At 43.9% G+C, this 21,056-nt stretch carries 21 protein-coding genes; 10 read left to right on the forward strand and 11 right to left on the reverse strand.

What is annotated here, in order from left to right:
• Window positions 1–50: 50 nt before the first annotated feature.
• The 4 genes from tsf to rplM all read right to left on the reverse strand — a co-directional run bounded on the left by tsf (window position 51) and on the right by rplM (window position 2,905).
• A complete protein-coding gene (gene tsf / locus DTQ70_RS26130; protein WP_122933527.1) occupies window positions 51–890 on the reverse strand; it encodes a translation elongation factor Ts in 840 nt (279 codons plus the stop codon).
• A gap of 204 nt (window positions 891–1,094) precedes the next feature.
• Window positions 1,095–1,886 (reverse strand): 30S ribosomal protein S2, encoded by a 792-nt coding sequence (gene rpsB, locus DTQ70_RS26135; protein ID WP_122933528.1) that lies wholly within the window; start codon window positions 1,884–1,886, stop codon window positions 1,095–1,097.
• A gap of 186 nt (window positions 1,887–2,072) precedes the next feature.
• Window positions 2,073–2,459, reverse strand: coding sequence for a 30S ribosomal protein S9 (gene rpsI, locus DTQ70_RS26140; RefSeq protein WP_122933529.1), 387 nt, complete (start codon window positions 2,457–2,459; stop codon window positions 2,073–2,075).
• 2 nt (window positions 2,460–2,461) lie between these two features.
• A complete protein-coding gene (rplM, locus tag DTQ70_RS26145) occupies window positions 2,462–2,905 on the reverse strand; it encodes a 50S ribosomal protein L13 (RefSeq protein ID WP_028524896.1) in 444 nt (147 codons plus the stop codon).
• Between the two features lie 277 nt (window positions 2,906–3,182).
• On the opposite strand from rplM, the gene nadB reads away from it, so the two are divergent.
• On the forward strand, window positions 3,183–4,766 hold the full coding sequence (gene nadB, locus DTQ70_RS26150; RefSeq protein ID WP_122933530.1) for an L-aspartate oxidase: 1,584 nt from the start codon (window positions 3,183–3,185) through the stop codon (window positions 4,764–4,766).
• Between the two features lie 486 nt (window positions 4,767–5,252).
• On the opposite strand, the gene DTQ70_RS31140 is transcribed toward nadB, so the two are convergent.
• The 3 genes from DTQ70_RS31140 to DTQ70_RS26160 all read right to left on the reverse strand — a co-directional run bounded on the left by DTQ70_RS31140 (window position 5,253) and on the right by DTQ70_RS26160 (window position 7,549).
• A complete protein-coding gene (locus DTQ70_RS31140) occupies window positions 5,253–5,870 on the reverse strand; it encodes an IS5 family transposase (protein ID WP_229600016.1) in 618 nt (205 codons plus the stop codon).
• Window positions 5,812–6,351 (reverse strand): transposase, encoded by a 540-nt coding sequence (locus DTQ70_RS31145; protein WP_229600017.1) that lies wholly within the window; start codon window positions 6,349–6,351, stop codon window positions 5,812–5,814. The genes DTQ70_RS31140 and DTQ70_RS31145 overlap by 59 nt, the downstream gene beginning before the upstream one ends.
• 127 nt (window positions 6,352–6,478) lie before the next feature.
• On the reverse strand, window positions 6,479–7,549 hold the full coding sequence (locus DTQ70_RS26160; RefSeq protein ID WP_122933531.1) for a hypothetical protein: 1,071 nt from the start codon (window positions 7,547–7,549) through the stop codon (window positions 6,479–6,481).
• 290 nt (window positions 7,550–7,839) lie between these two features.
• On the opposite strand from DTQ70_RS26160, the gene DTQ70_RS26165 reads away from it, so the two are divergent.
• On the forward strand, window positions 7,840–9,084 hold the full coding sequence (locus DTQ70_RS26165) for a DUF5690 family protein (protein WP_122933532.1): 1,245 nt from the start codon (window positions 7,840–7,842) through the stop codon (window positions 9,082–9,084).
• A gap of 139 nt (window positions 9,085–9,223) precedes the next feature.
• Here the strand turns inward: DTQ70_RS26165 and DTQ70_RS26170 are convergent, their stop codons facing one another.
• Window positions 9,224–10,138: an RraA family protein gene (locus DTQ70_RS26170; RefSeq protein WP_122933533.1), complete on the reverse strand. Its 915-nt coding sequence runs from the start codon at window positions 10,136–10,138 to the stop codon at window positions 9,224–9,226.
• A 218-nt stretch (window positions 10,139–10,356) separates the two neighbouring features.
• Between DTQ70_RS26170 and DTQ70_RS26175 the strand changes: the two genes are divergently transcribed.
• From DTQ70_RS26175 to DTQ70_RS26190, 4 genes are all read left to right on the forward strand, one after another.
• The gene (locus DTQ70_RS26175; RefSeq protein ID WP_122933534.1) at window positions 10,357–11,790 is read left to right on the forward strand and encodes a mandelate racemase/muconate lactonizing enzyme family protein; all 1,434 of its coding nucleotides are present in this window, start codon (window positions 10,357–10,359) and stop codon (window positions 11,788–11,790) included.
• 358 nt (window positions 11,791–12,148) lie between these two features.
• Complete coding sequence (locus DTQ70_RS26180) at window positions 12,149–12,568, forward strand: hypothetical protein (RefSeq protein ID WP_122933535.1); 420 nt, start codon at window positions 12,149–12,151, stop codon at window positions 12,566–12,568.
• A gap of 112 nt (window positions 12,569–12,680) precedes the next feature.
• Window positions 12,681–13,097: a hypothetical protein gene (locus tag DTQ70_RS26185; protein ID WP_122933536.1), complete on the forward strand. Its 417-nt coding sequence runs from the start codon at window positions 12,681–12,683 to the stop codon at window positions 13,095–13,097.
• A 36-nt stretch (window positions 13,098–13,133) separates the two neighbouring features.
• Window positions 13,134–13,556 (forward strand): hypothetical protein, encoded by a 423-nt coding sequence (locus DTQ70_RS26190; protein ID WP_122933537.1) that lies wholly within the window; start codon window positions 13,134–13,136, stop codon window positions 13,554–13,556.
• A gap of 97 nt (window positions 13,557–13,653) precedes the next feature.
• Here the strand turns inward: DTQ70_RS26190 and DTQ70_RS26195 are convergent, their stop codons facing one another.
• Window positions 13,654–15,078, reverse strand: a complete 1,425-nt coding sequence (locus tag DTQ70_RS26195; RefSeq protein ID WP_122933538.1) for an energy transducer TonB — start codon at window positions 15,076–15,078, stop codon at window positions 13,654–13,656.
• A 150-nt stretch (window positions 15,079–15,228) separates the two neighbouring features.
• Between DTQ70_RS26195 and DTQ70_RS26200 the strand changes: the two genes are divergently transcribed.
• Window positions 15,229–16,503 (forward strand): hypothetical protein, encoded by a 1,275-nt coding sequence (locus DTQ70_RS26200; protein WP_122933539.1) that lies wholly within the window; start codon window positions 15,229–15,231, stop codon window positions 16,501–16,503.
• Between the two features lie 31 nt (window positions 16,504–16,534).
• Window positions 16,535–17,854, forward strand: a complete 1,320-nt coding sequence (locus DTQ70_RS26205; RefSeq protein WP_122933540.1) for a serine hydrolase — start codon at window positions 16,535–16,537, stop codon at window positions 17,852–17,854.
• 80 nt (window positions 17,855–17,934) lie between these two features.
• Here the strand turns inward: DTQ70_RS26205 and DTQ70_RS26210 are convergent, their stop codons facing one another.
• Window positions 17,935–18,816 (reverse strand): hypothetical protein, encoded by an 882-nt coding sequence (locus DTQ70_RS26210; protein ID WP_122933541.1) that lies wholly within the window; start codon window positions 18,814–18,816, stop codon window positions 17,935–17,937.
• Window positions 18,813–19,751, reverse strand: a complete 939-nt coding sequence (locus DTQ70_RS26215; RefSeq protein WP_122933542.1) for a stage II sporulation protein M — start codon at window positions 19,749–19,751, stop codon at window positions 18,813–18,815. The genes DTQ70_RS26210 and DTQ70_RS26215 overlap by 4 nt, the downstream gene beginning before the upstream one ends.
• 112 nt (window positions 19,752–19,863) lie before the next feature.
• Between DTQ70_RS26215 and DTQ70_RS26220 the strand changes: the two genes are divergently transcribed.
• Complete coding sequence (locus tag DTQ70_RS26220; protein WP_122933543.1) at window positions 19,864–20,574, forward strand: RDD family protein; 711 nt, start codon at window positions 19,864–19,866, stop codon at window positions 20,572–20,574.
• Window positions 20,575–20,586: 12 nt separating this feature from the next.
• On the forward strand, window positions 20,587–21,018 hold the full coding sequence (locus DTQ70_RS26225) for a thioesterase family protein (protein ID WP_122933544.1): 432 nt from the start codon (window positions 20,587–20,589) through the stop codon (window positions 21,016–21,018).
• The last annotated feature ends 38 nt before the right edge of the window (window positions 21,019–21,056 follow it).

Below are 21,056 nucleotides of genomic sequence, written 5' to 3' on the forward strand. Positions count from 1 at the left end.
CCCTCAGATATAATTTTCTGAGGGTATTTATTATGTCTAAAAGGAATAAACTAGGCGCCGATAGCGATGTGCTTGAATGCCTTAATTGTAAGACCTTTTTGAGTTTTGTCTAATAATTGAGAAATTGTCAATGAACCATCTTTGATAAACTCTTGGTTCAACAAAGTATTCTCTTTGTAGAATTTGTTCAAACGACCCAAAGCAATTTTCTCAAGCATTGCTTCTGCTTTGCCTTCGTTGCGGGCTAGTTCTTTACCAATTTCGATTTCACGCTCAATAACAGCGGCATCCACATCGCCTTTATCCACTGCGATTGGCTTCATAGCTGCGATTTGCATCGCAATGTCACGACCTACTTCTGAAAGGTCAGTTCCTTCAGTTACGCCATCAAATGCGACCAATACACCGCGCTTGTTGTTTGAGTGAATGTATGAGCTAATCGCGTCGGCTGTTACGTTTTCGTAACCTATAACTTCAAGTTTCTCACCGATTTTACCAATCAGTTCTGTGATAAGCTCCTGAAGTGTTTGCCCGTCGGCTTGAGGAGTTGCTAAAAGAGTTTCTTTGTCAGCAGCGTTAGTAGCTACTGCTTGGCTCATGATGTTCATGGCCAAATTTTGGAAACTTTCTACTTTTGATACAGGTTCAGTTTCGCAAGCCAATGCAACGATTTTGCCGTTTTTGCCATCAGGGCTTACATGAACCAATACTACGCCTTCAGATACAACGTTGTCAGCGCGTTTGGCTGCTACTTTTTGACCTTGTTTACGAAGGATGTCAACCGCTTGCTCAAAATCACCATTTGCTTCGGTAAGGGCTTTTTTGCAATCCATCATACCTGCGCCAGTCATTTGGCGGAGCTTGTTTACATCTGCTGCGGTAATTGCCATTTTTTATAAAAGTTAATTTTAGTAATTTAATGATTAATAGGTACTGATTTCCAGTAAAATAAGTGACTTGGTAAAACTACGCAATCGGTTTTGTATTTGTTTTACCTCTTACTTTATGAAATCGTTAAACGGAATAGCCCATAGCCTATGAGCAGCTACGGGCTATCCGACCGCCGCCGAAGCGGTGGTATATATATTGAACTCTTAGTCCTCGTCAGTTACTTTAGCTGCTGGCGCTTCTGAGCCTGTGTCTTCCGAACGCTTTGCGTCTTCTTCTTCGGCCATACGTGCGTCATCACGCTCTTGCTTACGCTCGATGAGTCCTTCTTCGATTGCCTTACCGATGGCAAGGGTAATCAATGAGATTGACTTGTAAGCATCGTCATTTGCGGGGATTACGAAATCTACTTCATTAGGGTTTGAGTTTGTATCACACATGGCGATCACAGGAATACCCAAACGTTTTGCTTCAGCTACAGCAATGTGCTCACGCTTCACATCTACTACAAACAAAGCTGCTGGCAAGCGCGTCAAATCAGCCACACCACCCAACAAACGCTCCAATTTATCTTTTTCACGACCTTTGATAAGGCGCTCACGCTTTGCAATATTGCTTGCAGTAGCTTCGTCGCTCAACAACTTCTCCAAGCTCTGCATTTTTTTCAATGACTTACGAATGGTAGCGAAGTTTGTCAACATACCACCTAACCAACGCTCGGTTACGAATGGCATTTTCAAGCGACGTGCTTCTTCCGACACGATTTCTTGTGCTTGCTTCTTGGTAGCTACAAACATCACTTTACGGCCTGAACGAACTACGCCTTTTACGTATTGGCAAGCTTCGTCAAGTGATGCGATTGTTTTATTAAGGTCAATGATATGGATATCGTTTTTCTCCATGAAAATGTATGGAGCCATACGAGGATCCCACTTACGTGTCAAGTGACCAAAGTGTACACCTGCATCCAACAGGTCTTTGTACTCTAATTGTGCCATTTTATTAGCTAAATGTAAATGTTGTTAGAAAAATTTTAAATACGCAGCACCACGCAACGGACACCATAAGCGTAGTCTGGACTTGGCTAATTTGAAAATTTGATAATTCAGTAATTTGAAAATGGGTGAATTGTAAGCCCTTAATTTTCAAATTTACTAATTCTCCAATTTTCAAATTGAAAGGTATTAGCGTTTTGAGAATTGGAAACGACGACGAGCTTTAGCGCGACCGTATTTCTTACGCTCAACCATACGAGCATCACGTGTCAAGAATCCTTCTTTCTTGAGAGCTGGACGGAACTCCGCATTGATTTCGCACAATGCACGAGCAATCGCCATGCGAGTTGCCTCCGCTTGACCACGAACACCACCACCGCGAACGTTCACTTTAATATCATAACTTGAAGCTACATTAACGGTTGTCAAAGGCTGCTTCAAAATGATTTGGAGCGTTTCGATTGGGAAGTACTCAGCAAACTCACGGCCATTCACCTTGATATTGCCTTCTCCGGCTGATACGTAAACGCGAGCTACGGATGTTTTTCTTCTACCTACTGTGTTAGTAACTTCCATGATTAAAATTTAATTTCTTTCGGTTGTTGAGCGGCATGTGGGTGCTCTGCACCTGCATACACGTGCAAATTAGTGTAAATGCTACGACCAAGACGATTCTTTGGCAACATACCTTTCACGGCCATTTCAATGACTTTGTGTGGTTGCTTAGCCAAAATTTCACGCGGAGTAGCAAAACGCTGACCACCTGGGTGACCTGTGTGGCGAACGTATTCTTTGTCGGTCATTTTCTTGCCAGTCAAACGCACTTTATCGGCATTGATGACAATTACATTGTCTCCACAATCTACGTGAGGAGTGAAATACGGCTTATGCTTACCGCGTAAAATTTTGGCAATTTGGCTAGCCAAACGTCCCAAAACTTCACCCTTAGCATCTACTACTATCCATTCCTTTTGTACGGTAGCAGCGTTAGCCGAAACGGTTCTGTAACTGAGTGTATCCACTTTGTTAAGTGTTTTTTCGTTGAAAATCAATTAATTAACTATATAAACGGGCATTATGAGGCGAAAATCGGACTGCAAATATAGCGGTTTGATTTTTGAAACACAAAATGATTCAAAAAATTAAATTTTTACTGATTTATTCTTTATCCTTGCAGGCGCAGAAGGGCGCGTCATTTCCAAATTGATAACCACCTGCGCCACCATGGCTGTGTTGGTAGTTTTTGTTTTATTAAGACTTTAACATTCGTATTTCAAACCTTCGTCATTCTACATCAATATGCCTCAGTTCGATTTTTTAGTGATAGGTTCGGGGATTGCGGGCCTTAGCTACGCGGCCAAGTTAGCGCGTCATTTTGATACGCAACAAGAAAAAGTTTCGATTGCCGTCATTACCAAAGTTCAAGCCGATGAAACCAACACTAAATACGCCCAGGGTGGCATTGCTGCCGTGTGGTCGGAAGAAGATTCTTTTGAAAAACACATCGAAGATACGATGGTAGCTGGCGGTGGCATTAGCAAACGAAATATCGTGGAAATTGTCGTCAAAGAAGCCCCTGAGCGTATCATGGAGCTGATTTCATACGGTACTCGCTTCGACAAGGAAGCCGACGGTGATTATGATTTGGCCAAAGAAGGCGGACACTCCGACCACCGAATTTTGCACTTTAAAGATGCGACTGGGGCCGAAATTGAACGGGCATTGCTCGATGAGGTAAAACGCCATCCTTCTATTCAGATATTTACGCATTACTTCGCCGTCGATTTGATTACGCAGCACCATTTAGGGGAAACCGTCTATCGCCACCGCGATGATATTAAATGTTTTGGGGCGTATGTGTTAGATACAAAAACGGGAAAGGTTGAGAAATTTTTGGCCAAAACCACTATGCTGGCGACGGGGGGAATTGGAAATATTTACCAAAATACGACCAATCCTCGCATTGCAACGGGCGATGGTATTGCGATGGCCTACCGCGCCAAGGGCGTTTGCGACAACATGGAGTTTATTCAGTTTCACCCAACGGCGCTTTATCAGCCAGGCAAAAAACCCAATTTCCTGATTTCGGAAGCCGTTCGGGGTTTTGGAGGCATTCTTCGCAACAAAAAAGGGGAAACTTTCATGGAGCATTACGACCCTCGGCTTTCGTTGGCCCCACGTGACATCGTAGCGCGGTCGATTGACTCTGAAATGAAAAAATATGGAGATGATCACGTGTATATCGACGTGACGCATTGTGACTACGAAAAATTCATTGAACATTTCCCCAACATTACTGCCTATTGTAAAGAACAGTTGGGAATTGATATTCGTAAAGATTACATTCCTGTCGTGCCAGCACAGCATTATATGTGCGGCGGAATCAAGGTAAATGAGTTTGGACAAACCAATATTTTCTTTTTGTACGCGACTGGGGAGTGTGCTTGCACAGGCTTGCACGGTGCCAATCGTCTGGCGTCTAACTCGCTCTTGGAGGCGGTGGTTTTTGCGCATCGTGCGTTTATCAAAACCATCGAAAACTTGGATGAAGCACGTATCCCTGACAATATACCTGAGTGGAACGATGAAGGAACTACGCACCCCGAGGAAGCTATTTTGGTGACTGAGATGACCAAAGAATTGGAGGCAATTATGTCGAATTACGTCGGGATTGTCCGTACCAATCGCCGCTTGAAACGCGCACACGACCGCGTAGAGCTCATTTATAAAGAACACGAAGAGCTCTACTGGCAGTCGAAAGTGTCGGTGCCGATTATGGAGCTTCGCAACATGATTAATGTATCTTATTTAGTCTTAAAGATGGCCATGGCGCGGCGAGAAAATGTCGGGTTACATTTTAACCAAGACCATGTGAAGAAATAGAAGCAAATATGGCTAGAAGTGATTATTAAGTAAAAGTGCAAAATTAAGCTAGTTTAGAATATCGTCTATTTTAACCCCATGCCTTTAGGCTGTGAATATAATGGAAGTTACTTTGCGTGGGCTTTAGCCCTGATTTTTTGATGACAAAACATTAAAAATCAGGGCTAAAGCCCTAAGTTGTGTTCTTTTTTAGACCCCAGCCTAAAGGCGTGGGGTTAAAAGAGTCACATATTGTTAATAATGTCCAGTTTAATTCTACATAATTACTTAAGTAAAAAGGCAAATTTTGCAAGTGAAGCAAAAGTGCAAAACTAGCTGAATATCAAGGTATTGTAAATTTTTGAGTCTCAATTAATTTTGCATAATTACTTAAGTATTTGTGCAAAATTAATGAAGGTTTCACGCAGAGTCGCTAAGCTTTAGATAATCAGGCTTTTATAGCCTTTGCGTCACTGCGCCTTTGCGTGAATAAATTTGCTCATTTACTTACCCGTAAGCTTTAATCCTTTTGTATGGCTTTGTTGCATGACTATGTTGGTTGCTTTTGACCGTCTTCGGCATTCCTAATTTAGTGAATCGATTTAGACAAGCTGCTTTGATTTGAGTCTCTGTTTGCTGATGGGTCAACAATCGCGTAGCTAATCGTTCACCAAAGCATGCCTTCCATCGAAACATGGCTGTTTCTGCTTTACTACGACGATGATAGCCACATTGCCGCTTCCATATAGTTAAACCGACTACCTCTATTTGTCTAATAGCCTCATTACGAGGATGAACTAAATCATTACCTGCTTGGTCCATCCAGATAATCGCATTCGCACGAGGGGGAATTAAGGGCTGAATGTGACTAATTTCCAATTGCTGATATACTTTGACTTGGTCATAAGCCCCATCGCCACCCACTTTAGCAACAGGCTGTTTAATATCATCCAATAAGGGCTTGACCATATCGGCATCACTGACGGCATTGGTGGTCAACTCAACGGCGTGGATGTCGTTGGTGGACTCATCGATGGCCAAATGTAGTTTGCGCCAGGTACGGCGTTTATCGGCTCCGTGCTTTTTTACCTTCCACCGCGCGGGCGACCCCGTCACCTTCACCATACACCTTTACTCCTGTACTGTCAATGACGATATGAAGGGCTTCGACAATGCCATCCTCACAAGGAACTGGGGCTGTAAAAGTGACTACTTTGGCCTGTCGGCGACATAATTGGGTGTAGCTTGGCATCTGTAGATTCATCTTCATAGTGGCTAATATGCTCTGAATCAGTCCTTGTGTTTGTCGAAATGCAAGTCGAAAAACGGCTTTGAGAGCCAAAGCAGCCTGAATGCACTCGTCGGAATAGCGAAACTGGCCGCCAGCTGCGCGTGGACCTTGATAATACCAATTTGCCAGTGTATCTTCACTAAGCCAAAGCGTAACAAATCCTTTGGAAATCAATGTTTTATTGTAATCAGGCCAGTTGCTTAGTCGGTACTTTTCTTTAGCTGATTGTGTTTTTTTAGCCTTTTTTGGTTTTTTGGGAACTTGGTTGTCAGCTTGGGTAAAAAAGTATAATTTTGGCATAGCACTGGTGCCCATAGGGCGATAACTTTGGAGGTTTGGCAATCTCAAAGTTCGCTATTCCAGTGCTTTTTTTATGCAGATTGTGATGATTTACTATAGCCAGGCAACAAAGCCATTTTGAATACTAATATAAGGGTTATTGTTACTTTGGAAATGCTGGTAATAAAATTTTAGGTGGCGGTGGTGGCGCATCTTTGTGCATAGATGCAAATTCGTTCTCAAACTTTCTAATATCTAATTCCTTAAAAGAATTACGGCCTGTAAAACATAATTCTTTTACTTTCTGATCATAACTTCCATAGTCTGTATGAGCAATAAATGATAATTTTCCCAGAAAAAAAGGCCGTTTATTTCTATATTCAAACCAATAGTATTCAATACTTCCCCAGTATATTCTTTCTGAGTAATCAGTAAAATAATATTTATACGATTTTACATTATTTTTAAAATTTTTGATATTTATCAAAGCATTGTCATATGCTTGCTTATCTACAAAATCATTAATTAAAAACACCAAATTAGTACTATAAATATTATTTTGGACACGTCCTTTACTTTCCCTATTACCAATTCTTGAAATTAAAAAATAGACCCTTCCTTTTTCTGCTAAAGAAGTTATCCATTTTTCCTTGTACATGGGGCAATTATCAAATGAATAACTTTCTATTTGAGATAAAAATGATATGGAATTAACATCAACTTGTCTTTCTTTTAGTAGTCCAACTAACGCCTCGCTCTTTTTAAGTACCCCAGTTACGCACGGTAGATAAAGATCTTTAGCCCAATCAGAACGGCCCTCTTGTGCTAAACGATTTTCCTTTTCTGAGTAACATTTACAAACTGCAGTATTAATGGCCTCATAATATTTGATATTAACTGAATCTGTAAATACGAGTTTTTCACTTTGCCTAAAAAAATGGCAGTTATCAATCAAATGTGCAATAATTTTCCTTGAAATATATTTACGACTGGCTGTATCATTAGGCATAGTAGCCCATAACTTAGCAAAAGAAGGATTATTAATTGTGTGAAGAATAAGAGTATCTGTCTCATTTAAAATTGAATAAGAGTCATAGAAAAACGGATTTTTTTTTACTAACTCTGTGTATTTTTGGCAATACTGGTCTGCAATTTCAGAAAAAAGCTCAGCCGTTTGTGAATGTGCTGTAAATATTTTAAAAAAAGTTATAAAATAGAGTAAAAATCTTTTCATTGATTATACAATTTTAATTAAATGTAAAATGTAGGCAAATATACAACTATCACCAATAATTAAAAATAATTTGCTATCCTTTTCTATATAATTGAAAAAAGTAATCTGTGTGTTATACCCTTGAACGAATAAAGATAGGCGTTAGATGCTTCCCAAGGCCTTTAGGCAAAACCCCTATCAGAGGATTTATGTGTACTTTTTTGTAAATAATATTGCCGCAACATAGATTTTATTATTTTTGGGTGTTTATCAACAAACACCCATTTTTTTACTATTTCTAAACCCTTTTTATGAAACGACCTTCAGAATCCCGCCTCATGCTTTGGGGGGCTACCGCTGCTTTTTGTGCTTATGCCTGCATGTACGCTTTCCGACGAGGAATTACCGCCGCTACTTTTGATGGGATGGTTTTCTGGGGGATTAATTACAAAATTTGGCTGATTACTTTACAGGTTTTTGGCTATGCACTTTCCAAACTCATTGGTATTAAGGTGGTTTCGGAAATGAAACCCGCCCAACGCGCTATTTATTTGTTGTCGTTTGTAGGATTTGCCGAACTTGCCTTGTTGGGTTTTGCCCTCGTCCCAGCCCCTTATAATATTCCGTTTCTGTTTCTCAACGGCCTTCCGCTCGGGATGGTCTATGGCACCGTTTTGGGCTTTTTGGAAGGACGCCGCCAAACCGACGCCCTCGTGGCGGGGCTGACGGCTTCGTTTATTTTTGCGTCGGGTTTTGTGAAAACGGTGGGAAAAACCTTGCTCAACAACGGTATTTCAGAGTTTTGGATGCCTTTTCTGACGGGGTTGATGTTTGCCGTACCACTGGTGTTGGCCGTTTGGGCATTGGCGAAACTTCCCGCCCCTTCGGACGAAGACCGCGCCGAACGTACCGAACGCGCGCCCATGAATGCCGCCGATCGTAGTCGTTTCATCAGTACCTTTTCGGTGGGGTTGATTACCCTGATTGTCTCTTACGTTTTTTTGACGGCTTTCCGCGATTTTCGCGACAATTTTGCCCCTGAAATCCTCAAAACCGCAGGCGTGGACGACCCACTCATTTTTACCCAAACCGAAACCTTTGTGTCGGTTTTTATCCTGATTTTGATGGGAACGTTGCGCTGGGTGAAAGACAACTGGAAAGCGTTTATGCTTATCAACGTGCTTTTGGTGGCGGGTGGGCTTACCGTGGGCGTTAGTACGTGGATGTACCAGCAAGGAATGCTTTCGGCGGGTGTATGGTTTACGCTGACGGGCGTGGGGTTGTATTTGGCCTACGTACCTTGCAACGGCCTTTATTTTGAGCGTTTTGTGGCCTCGTTTAAGTACGTGAGCACGGTGAGTTTTGTGGTGACGCTCGCCGATTGGTGGGGGTACTTGGGAACGGTATTGGTGCTGCTCTACAAAAACTTCGGCCAACCCAACATCAGTTTTCTGGATTTCTTTATCTACGGGGGCTATATTTTGGCAGTAGTATATGTGGTGCTGGTGGTGGTGTCGTTTGGATTTTTTAAGCGCAAGTATGTAAGTTTACAGTAAAACTGCGAGATGTTATTGGCATACAAATAGTGGAACACGGATTGATTAGAGAGCTTATTATTGCTATTGGGGCTCTCTAAATTTTTACTTCGGGTCAGTAATCAATTTTAATTACTGGCCCGAAGTAAATCAACTTTTTTTACTCCCTCGACAAAAACTTCTCAATCTGCTCGCTCGTCAAATACACTTTTCCCGAGCGGGTTTTGATGTGCTCGCGGAAGGCGTTTTTGATGGCATCGCTCCATTTCATGTCGATTTCGCCTGGGGTGAATTTATTTTCGCGGAGCATTTTGTGCCCAAACTCATCTTGTAACGCAATAAACTCGGACTGATTCACTACTTTTTCGGCCAAGTGCGCGGGGATAAAAATCACGCCTTCGGGTTTGCCCAATACCAAGTCGCCTGGCAATACCGACGCCCGACCAATACGAATAGGGCAGTTGATACAGGTCATGGTCATGTCTTTGATGGCCGAGGGGTCGTAGCCACGCGTGAAGCCCACAAAACCATCAATGGCGCTCAAGCCTTCGAGGTCGCGCACGCCCGCGTCGAACACCACACCCGTTTTGGATTTGGCATAAATCGAGTTGCCAAGGTTATCGCCAATGAGCGTGCCGTCGATGATTTTTCCGTACCCATCGGCTACATACACGTCATTAATTTGAAGCGCGTCTATGGGCCATGAGTTGGTGTTGCCTCGGCGGCCTTCGGCTTTGCCTTTTTCTTTGATGGGCTTTTCCATATCGGGGCGGGCAGGCATATACTGCGCCGTAAGTACGCGTCCCACGAGCGGTTTTTCGGGGTGAATGATTTGAAAATTTCCTTCAAACTGATTGTTGTAACCATCTCCCCGCATAATGCCCCACGCTTCTTCGATAGATACATTGGCCAAACGCTTCACAATTTCATCGGGTACTTTAGGACGGCCATCGGGAAAACGTTCGCCTTTCCACTCTTGGGTATAAAACTGAATAAGCTCTTTGGGTGCTTGAATTTGGGCAAATAACGGAGAACTTATTGCCGCCAAGAAAAGGGCTTGGATAACTTTTTTCATAAGTAACAGCCCCCCATCCCCAATGGGGGAGTTTGTTTTAGATGTAGTAATTCCCCCATTGGGGGTTAGGGGGCTGACAAAATTCATACAATTTTACTTCCTACACTTCTATCTTTTTCCATCGGTGATTTTTGAAATATTTTCAGAAAAAATTGACCTAATCTTGTATCGTTAATACAACTCTTAACCGTGCGTACGCACCTAATTGACAAACCCCAATGAAAAAATTTACACAACGTTTTAAGTTGCCCGATTCCCACACCGCTTCCGAAAATAATCGCCGCGACTTTCTACGCAAAGGCTTACTTGGCGGATTATCCATGGGCTTGATGTTTGACGGAAGGCCCGAAAAAGAAATGGAATTTATCACCCAAAAAGTAAAACGTGATTCTAAGCCTTCGGAGCTTAAAATCACCGATATGCGCATTGCTCATTTACAGGGAGTTCCGTTTAAAAGTCCTATCATTCGCATAGATACCAACCAAGGCTTAGTAGGCTGGGGAGAAGTGCGCGACGGCGCTAGTCCCAATTACGCGCTGATGCTCAAGAGTCGTTTGTTAGGCCAAAACCCGTGTAACGTCGAGAAAATCTTCAAAGAAATCAAGCAGTTTGGCGGTCACGGGCGGGCTGCGGGTGGTGTGTGCGGGGTAGAAATGGCGCTGTGGGATTTGGCAGGGAAAGCCTATAACGTTCCTGTTTATCAGATGCTTGGCGGAAAGTACCGTGACGAAGTTCGCCTCTATGCCGATACGCCCGAAATCAGCGACCCAACTACCTTTGCCAAAAAGCTCAAAGAAACCCGCCTCGATAAAGGTTACACTTTTTTGAAGATGGACTTTGGAATTGGGCTGTTGGCGGGCAAACCCGGTATGCTTATCGGGGACAATGTTTGGAAACTTTCGCACCGCGACAATAAAACCAAAACCGTAGGAAACTATGGCATGACCAAGCACCCATTTACACGAATTCAGATTACGGACAAAGGCTTGGAATACATTGCCGAATACGTTAGCAAAATTCGGGAAGGGGTAGGGTACAACATTCCTGTATCAGCCGACCACTTCGGGCATTTTGACGTCAATACGGCCATTCGCTTGGGTAAAGCCGTTGAAAAATACCAGTTGGCGTGGCTCGAAGACTTGGTGCCGTGGTTTTATACCGACCAATGGAAGCAAATCTCAGACGCCATCGAAACGCCTACCCTCACGGGCGAAGATATTTTCTTGAAAGAAGAGTTTATCAAACTCATTAATGCCAAAGCAGTTGACATGATTCACCCCGATTTGGCCTCGTCGGGTGGAATTTTGGAAACCAAAAAAATTGGAGACTACGCCGAAGAACACGGTATCCCAATGGCAATGCACTTTGCAGGTAGTCCGATTTCGTTTATGGCCAACGTACACTGTGCCGCTGCTACCGAAAACTTCGTGGCATTGGAACACCACGGCGTGGACGTGGAAGGCTGGGAGGATATCGTAACGGGTAACAAACCTTTGGTTGTCAATGGCTTTGCTCCCGTTCCTAATAAGCCAGGTTTAGGGGTAGAACTCAACGAAGAAGTAGCGAAGAAGTTTTTGATAAAAGACCAAAAATGGTTTGCTCCCACTGACGAATGGAACGCCAAGGATTCGTGGGACAGAGATTGGAGCTAGAGTTCTGGAGTGTCGAGTGATTGAATGCAGAATGTCGAATCCGTGCTGAGGGCTGCTTTCCGTGCTGAGGGTTGCTCACAATCTGAATTTTTGTGTCGAAGGTTGCTCACAACCTGAATTTTTGTGTTGAGGGTTGCTCACAACCCGAATTTTTGTGTCGAAGTTTGCTCACAATCTGAGTTAAAGTAATTAAACGTCGGTCGGTAAAACGGCTGACGTTTTTTTTGTTTCCAACTATTTGGGGTGTTTGGGCGTCATTGGTTAACGAATTGGAACACTAATGACACTGATTGGACGGATTGTCACGGATAATCTGTGTTTTACTAACTAGGCCCAACCATTAAAAACTGTGAACTTGATGAAAAATGTTGTTTGGATTTTCTTTCTTGTTTTAGGTATTTTTTCGTGCAAAGAAAAGCAGCTTACCCCAGAAGAAATACAGCCTTTGGTAGGAAGATGGAAACTCAATGCCATTGAACCAGCGGGAGATGTAAAAAAATGGGAGTCTGTAGCTTCTAAAGATGGCTACGTATTTGAAATTCGCTACGACGGGGTTATTCTGGATGCCAATGGCTTGCCTGCTTGCTGCGTTCCAAGCTACTTGGTATATCAGGGCAACAAGTTTACCATTGAACCCAAAGAAAAACTTGCACCTAATCCCTCGTGCGCGTTGGTGTTGTGCATGGCTTGTGATACGTGGTATTTGGAACTAGAAAACGGCCAGTTGATAACAAATGCCTGTAATTCGGGTGGTCGTAATAGATTTACAAAACTTTGATTGTTAGAATATTATCCTGTATGATGGAATACGGATGACACTGATTGGACGGATTGTCACGGATAATCTGTGTTTTACTAACTAGGCCCAACCATTAAAAACTGTGAACTTGATGAAAAATGTTGTTTGGATTTTCTTTCTTATTTTAGGTATTTTTTCGTGCAAAGAAAAGCAGCTTACCCCAGAAGAAATACAGCCTTTGGTAGGCAAATGGCGAGTGACTGCCATTGAGCAGGCCGACAAAAAGGAATGGGGAGTTGTGACGCAAAGTGGTCAACACCAATTTGAAATCCGCTATGATGGTGTCGTTCTTGATTCAGATGGTTTATCTACCTGCTGTGGCCCCCTATATCTCAATCTAAATGGTAAAAAATTTAGTATTGTTCCCAAAGAAACAGTTCCCGACAATCCGATGTGTGCTTTGATTAATTGTGTTTATTGTGAAACATGGAACATGGATTTGCAAGACAACGTACTAACGGTTAGTTATTGCAATGGATTAGCACGGGTTCGGTATGTTAAGATTTGAAAAATATAAGCCGCTGAATATCAAATAAATGAATCGATGAAAGCGAAAGGACTACTGTTTTTTTTAGTAACGGTGATATTATGGTCGTGTGATGAAAAGCGTCTAGCTCCTGACGAAATAAAACCTGTAGTTGGAAAATGGATGCTCAATGCCGTAAAGCAAGGGGGCGATGCAAAACAATGGGAACTAATAGACCCCAAAGACGCCACCGTATTTGAAATCCGCTACGACGGCGTTGTTCTTGATGCCAACGGCTTGCCTGCTTGCTGCGCCCCAAAGTATTTGGTGTATCAGGGTAAAAAGTTTACCGTCGAACCGAAAAAAAAACTTGCTCCTAATCCCTCGTGTGCGTTGGTGCTGTGCTTGGCCTGTGATACGTGGTATTTAGAACTAGAAAACGGCCAACTGATAACCGACCTGTGCAACACAGGCGTTCGAAGTCGCTATACAAAACTCTGATTACCTGCCGACTATGCCATCCAGTTTTCGGCGATGCAATTATTTACTGAACAATGTAATAAGTGGTAGGTTTAGTTAACTACTAGTGGGTTAATACTTATCGTAAAATAAAGGATATTGGCAAATTATACTTAACCCGCACCTTTTTGCCGCGTTGTATGCCAGGTTGCCACATGCCACTCATTTCCTTCACTACCCGTAGCGCTTCTTCGTCGCAGCCACTTCCGATGCCTTTTAGTATTTCGTAATTACACAAAGAACCATCTTCACAAACGACAAACGTTAGATATACTTTCCCCGAAACTTTTTTACGAGATGCCTCTGCGGGGTAGCGTAGGTTTTGGGCTAAAAACTGCCCTAATGCGGGGAATCCCCCTTTAAATTGAGCGTTTATTTCAGCTTCCGTGTATGTTCGTACCTCGTCTTTGTCATAAATTGTACCTTTGGTCAACACCCCTGCGGAGTAAAACTCCTCAATATACAAAGTACTATCGGCGAGCTTAGAGACCCACCGTCCTTCTTTCTTACCATTGACCAGCAATCCTTGCTCTCCTTCTTGTTTTACCGCCCAGCCGTTGCCGTCTTTGACGTACTGCTGCCCCGTTTTTGACCAAAGCGCTATCGTGCGAACTGTCGTGGAGCCTGATTCGTTTTTAGGCTCTCTCTGAATGATTTCAGCAATTTGCCCATTGTCGTACCAATGTGTCTCCCTAAAATTGGGGCCATCAACCATCATGTTTTCTTTTAAAACTCCATTGAGGTAATAATGCGAATAGTTCGCTTTGGCAAGGCTATTTTTATACTCTGTCGTGGAAAGCAACTGCCCATTGGTTTGAACTATCATTTCGGGGACGTACGAATTCCAGTCTTGGTCGCGAGCAGTGATACGGTACGCAGGCAACGAATCAATCTTATTTCCGTTTTCAACTTTGTACATCATCGGCTTTTTGGAGTAGTTGGCCGACATATATGGTTTCCACTCTTTTTTCTTAAACTGTTCAAAAACCACGTCCGCAGTCAATACCCCATTGTTATCGACAGGAATCAAGCGGCGGAAGTGGTATTCCTTTGGTTCTTGGGTATATTGGAATTTATCATTGAAATAATCAACCAAGCTGTGCGAAGTGCTGTCGTAATTGGTGATGGGGTTGTCGGGAAAAACGACCGAGTAATTAAACGCTTGTCGTACGGGTTTACCGTCTTTGACTGCTGGCTGCCACGCGCGATATAACCCTACTACCCGTAAGGCTTCTTTATCGGCTTGGGGTTGAATTCCTCTAGTCACTTTTAACTCCGACACACTTCCGTCGGGTTCTATTACCCCGCTCAGAAATACGCGTCCTTTTACGCCCGCCACGCGCGTAGCAAATGGTACTTGTAAGTTGGCCTTGATGTATTCTTGAAACAATGGAGTTCCGCCTTGGGGAGTAGCGGCTTTGTCAACTTCTTGGGCCTGAAAGATGGTTTGGGCGTTGGCTGCTAGGTTTACGAAGCAGAGGAATGCGAAGGTTATTTTTTTCATACGTTTGATGACTGTTTAGACGTAAAACTAACACAACAGTAATAATGTACCAAATTTTTCTTGATAACACGGATTTGGGGGTGTGAGTAATTTATATTTTTATTGTGATGACATTTACGGACGGGGACGTCCGTGACACAAACATTCCCCATGAAAATCGGATTTGTCGTTTCTTTTTTTGATTTCCGCAACGATGTGCGGCGAGTTATTACGGAAGTTGCCCAGCAGCATGAGGTTACCATCTTTGGTCGTCCTGAGAACAAAGAGGAGATTTTACGTCACTTGCCTTCGGGCGTGGAGTTTCGGCTCATCAACGAAAAAAAGGGAGGCTGGTGGAATAGCCTCTGGATAAAACTCTACATCCTCTTCCGACAAATTCCCGAAAGCCGTCACAATTTCTTTTTGATGGAGCTTTTTAAAGCATCGCTTGCTACGGACGCTGCCGTGCTGAAAAAAAATCACCAAATTTTGGCGTGGGTGCGTCGGTTGCCCAAAATCATTTCCTACGATTTTTATCTGAACCGACTTCGGTACCGAGCCCAAACCGACCTCACGGGCATCGACCAGTTTGTGTGTTTTACGGCCATTGCCGACGATTTTTTGATGGCGCGTTTGGTTCACGAAAACCACCCTGTGAAGGTCTATGTCTATAGCTGGGACCACGCCTGTAAACATACCTGTTTTTCGTCGCGGGCGACCTACGTGTGTTGGAACGAGCGCATTCGCGAAGATTTGATTCATTTACAGCACGTATCGCCTTCACGTGCGAGTGTAGTGGGTGCCAGTCAGTTTGCCTATATCGACGAGTACCGCAAAGTGGCGGCTCAGTTGCCCCGTACCTACCATTTTCCTTACGTCTATGTCGGCTGCGCGATTGGCGTCGTTGACCTTGTCCGCGACGAAGTGAGTGTGGTCAAACAAGTGGCTGAAACCCTGCAACAAGCCCGCCCCGATTTGAAGTTGGTGGTTCGGCCGTATCCTGTGCAGGGTAATTGGGAGTTGTACGCACCGTTGCGCAGCTTACCCAATGTGGTGATGGACGACGGTTTCCGAACGTTGGATTTGTCGGTCAAAGACAGCCATATTCTGGAGAAATTTGAGAAGATTGCCAATGCCGATGCCTTTTTTCACATGGGAACGACCATGGGCTTGGAGGCTTGTTTTACCGACACGCCTTCGTTTATGCTCGACTTTGGCTATACTTCTACCGATGGTTTGAGTTTGTACGGTTTTATTCACCAATACCAAAACGACCGACATTTAATTGAACTCGCTCCTCAAAACGATGTACGTTCTACGGAGCAACTGGCAGACATCTTCAAAAACCTGTCTTCGCCTACTTATCGGGTACTCAACGGTTTGGTTCAAAGTCAATATCGAATTAAGTCGTTTGAGGAGTTTGCAAATGACTTGATAGCTGTATAACTTTACTGACTATCAAACCTTAACCAATCACATGAATCTTCTGACTTTTTTTCGGACGTCGGCGTTTGTAGCGTTGACAACTGCAACCGTTTTTGCCCAAACAGGCACCCAACAAAAACCACCTTTGCTGACTGCTGCTGCTCCCGAAACCGTCGGGATGTACAGCGAACGCCTCAGTCGCTTCGATGGCGTTTTGCAGTCGTACATCGACAAAGGCGCATTTCCTGGCGTGGCGGCCATCGTTGTTAGGGATGGAAAAATCGTTTACCACAAAGCCTTTGGCAAGGCCGACCTCGACGCCAACAAGCCTTTGAGCAAAGATGCCATGTACCGCATCGCGTCCATGACCAAGGCCATTACGTCGCTGGCGGTGATGATGCTCCACGAAGAAGGCAAAATCATGCTCGACGACCCCATCAGCAAGTACATTCCTGAGTTTGCCAAGCCCGTCGTCATTGACCAATTTAACCCCAAAGACAGCACCTACACGACCGTTCCTGCCAAACGCGAAATTTCGGTTCGGCATTTGTTGTCGCACATGTCGGGGATTAATTACAACGCCATCGGGAGCGACGACCGCATCAAGGCCGTGTATTCAAAAGCGGGAATTGTGGATGCCTTCACGACCAAAAACCTGACCATTGGCGAAAACATCAAGAAATTAGCCAAGCTACCTCTCACGCATCAGCCAGGTGAAAAATGGACGTACGGCCTCAGCTCCGACGTGTTGGGGTACTTGGTAGAAGTGGTTTCGGGAGAAACGCTAGAACAGTATTTTCAGAAACACATTTTTGAACCCTTGGGCATGAAAGACACCCATTTTTATTTGCCCGATGCCAAGAAAGACCGCTTGGTGCCGATTTATTCCGAAACCAAAGAGAAAACCCTTATAAAAGGGTCGCTCGATAACCTTGGAAGCGACCCCGACTATCCCATCAAAGGGGCTAAATCGTATTTTTCGGGCGGTGGCGGTCTCACCAGTACGGCCTACGACTACGCGGTTTTCTTGCAAATGTTGCTCAATGGAGGTACTTATAACGGCAAGCGCTTATTAAGTCGCCGAGGAGTAGAGTTGTTTACCAATACCAACCAAAGCGGTACGCTATTTCCCGACCCTCGTAATTATTTCAGCTTAGGTTTCAGCGTGATTAATGAAGCAGGGCGCGCCAACGACATTTACAGCAGCGTCGGCACCTTTAGCTGGGGCGGGGCCTTCAGTACGCATTATTTTGCTGACCCAAGGGAGAAAATTTGTGCCGTATTAATGAAGCAAATGTGGCCTACCAGCATGGGCGGCGAACTCGACCGCAAGTTTGATTTAATGATTTATCAAGCACTGGACGACAAGTAAAATTTGCAAGGGGGCAAATTGGCAAAGGGCAAGTTGACAAGTATAATAAAATTTGCCCTTTGCTAACTGTGCGCAAGCATTTAAAACTCTTCTTCGCGTAAATCGGTGCGGGGAGTGTCTGTTTTGCCAATGTTGTCGATGGCGCCGAGGATGCCTGAGCCTTCGCGGCGCTCGACTAAATTGTAGTATTGAAATACAATGGCGATTAGCACCAATGACCGTACCAGTCCGCCTCCAACGGTGGCAATGACCCCACTAATGGTCATCAATACTTCGGTGTTTGCCAGCTTAACCTGCAACGAACTCATGATTGTCAGGATAAGGGTCGGAATTTGAAAAGCGTATCCAATGATGGATGACACAATGCCCATCACAAAGAGAAGTCCAAACGTGGACCACCATTTATCTTTGATGAGGTAAAAACAGCGACGGAAAGTATCACCCAAATCGAGGTTTTCGCGCATCAAAATCATGGTCATGAGCGAAAGCGTGACGCCCAGATAAATGCCAGGAAGTAAGAAAAATACAATACCAGCGACAACGGCGATACCCATCACAAAGTTGAAAATGAGCGCTTTGCCGATATAGCCTTTCAAACGATTCCAGACGATTTCGGGTGTGATGTTTCGATTTCCAGCTTCGTATTCCAAAAAGTAAGCCCCAATGACTAGGGACGAAATAATGTTGGCTAAAATCAAAAAGAAGCTCAACAAAAACACGGTTCCTACCATTTGATAGATACCATCAAAAGAAGAAGAGCCACTTTCGAGTACGCTTTTTTGCATTTCTAAGATACCCGATTGGTAAGAGCCCATAAAAAAACCACCCACCAACGAAAGAGGGCCTGCTATGTATAAAAGGCTAATTGCCAATGGTTTGAAGTTTTGGACAACAAAGTCGAACGTCGCGTTGATTTTTTGTCCAAAATCGCGTTGTTGGAGAAGTATAACAGGTGGTTTCATTTGTGTTGAGAGAGTTGTCGAGGATAAATTACAAAATACCAAATAATAAATACGGCCGAAATCAAAATAATGCTTCCGCTAACAAAAGCGGGCAAGGTGAGGCGTGTGACAAAACTTTCGAGAAAGCCTGCGGTGACAAAAATAGGTACCAGGCCAATGACAATTTTTACCCCTTTTTTGGCACCTTGCTTGAAAGATTCGAGTCGGCTGTAAGTGCGTGGAAACAACAAACTGTGCCCCATCACCAAGCCTGCCGCCCCTGCAATTACAATGGCCGAGATTTCGAGCGTCCCGTGAATCCAAATTTTTAGTACGGAGGTAAGCAGTAGTCCACGTTCAAAGAAAAAGAACTGAAACGCACCGAGCATGACCCCATTTTTGAACAAAATGACAATGGTACCAAATGAGTAAACAATGCCTAATACAAAAGCTACGAAGGAAACCCGAATGTTGTTAAACGTAATTTGCAAAAACATACTTACTTGGCCCGTATGGCCATAGATGGCCAATGGGTCACCATTGTTGATGTTTTCGAGGGTTTGATTGACGTAAGCATCGCCCAAAATAAGCCGAACGAAGGTGTCATCGTTGGCCGCCGAAACCCAACCTAATACGCAAGCCCCCATGAAAAACACAAAAGAATACAAGAGCTTAAACCGCGATTCGTACATGAGCAGAGGCAGCTCCTCGCGCCAAAAACGGGCAACACGATTGCGGTCTTCGCGGCGGTTGGAATAAAGTTTTTGGTGAAACTGTGCCGTGATACCATTGAGGTAGCGCGTTACGTTTGCCTTGGGGTAAAACGTCCGAGCGTATGAAAGGTCGTCGGTCAGTTCGATAAACCGTTCGGTGAGTTGGTCGGGGTCGTGGGTGGGCGTCGATTCGTACGCTTGCCACTTTTCGGTATTTCGTTTTACAAATACGGCTTCTTTCATGAAAAATGCGCAAATGAAGTAGTAACAAACTGCCTGATTTTTCTATTTTGCGCAAAAGTTAGGAAAAACTCCTCACTCATTTGCTAATTGTTTACACACTCTTTATAAAAATATGTCTGTTAGAATCCAAACCTCCCAAAATGTCGATTTAGAATATGAACCTGCGAGCATTGGGGAACGAATCGCTGCCAATCTTATCGACCGCCTTATTTACATTGGTTGGGTGATTGCTTGGATAGTTGCCTACGGCGCAATGGGCAGAGGAAGCGGCACGAGTACGTTTGTGATGATTGTAATCGTTGTTTTGCCCATCATGCTGTACCCAATTTTAACAGAATATTTTTTGAATGGTCAAACCCTCGGTAAGCGCGCCATGCGAATCAGGGTAGTGTTGCTTGACGGAAGCCCAGCCACGCTGGGGGCGTATCTCTTGCGATGGTTGTTGATATTGGTCGATACCGAAATCTTGACGCCATTAGTGGCCATTATTACGATTGCGGCCAACGGAAAAGGGCAACGAATTGGGGACATTGCGGCGGGAACAACGGTGGTCAAAACCACCAAGCGTGTCTTGCTCAGTCAGGTGGTGTACCAAGAACTGCCAGACGATTATTTGGTGACCTATGCCACTGCCAACCAGCTCAAAGACGCCGACATCGAAACCATTCGTCAGGTGTTGCGTACATCAAACGACGAACTGTTGGAACGGACTGCTGAAAAAGTAGCCGAAGTATTGGAAATAACGTCTCCGTTAGAATACCGTACATTTTTGCTGACAGTCGTCAACGATTACGCCTATTTGGCAAACAAAGAGGAACAGTAAGCTCAATATGTCATGGAAATAGTAAAAGATCTCATCAAAGACTATCCTTCGTACGTAGAAATTCCCGTACAATGGGGCGATATGGACGCAATGCAACATGTCAACAATACGGTGTATTTGCGTTACATGGAATCGAGTCGGATTCGGTTTTTCTCAGATATTCTGCGCATTGGTTTTGCGCCAGACGGTGTAGGGGCTATTTTGGCCGAAATCAGGTGTAAATACAAGTTCCCGCTAACTTATCCTGACACAGTCATTGTTACGTCACGTATTATCCCCGAAAGTTGGGATGAATTTAGCGTCCAAATTCAACATTTAGTAGTAAGTAAAACCTACGAGCGGGTAGCGGCAGAAGGGGTAGCTCGCATTGTTTTTTATGATTATCTCAATAAACAAAAAGCGGCGATTCCCGACGCAATCAAAACGAGGTTATTGATGCCTTAGGAGAGAGTATTTTGTTTGTATTTACTACTTTGTCTTTA

The organism is Runella sp. SP2, from assembly GCF_003711225.1.
Taxonomy (GTDB): domain Bacteria; phylum Bacteroidota; class Bacteroidia; order Cytophagales; family Spirosomataceae; genus Runella.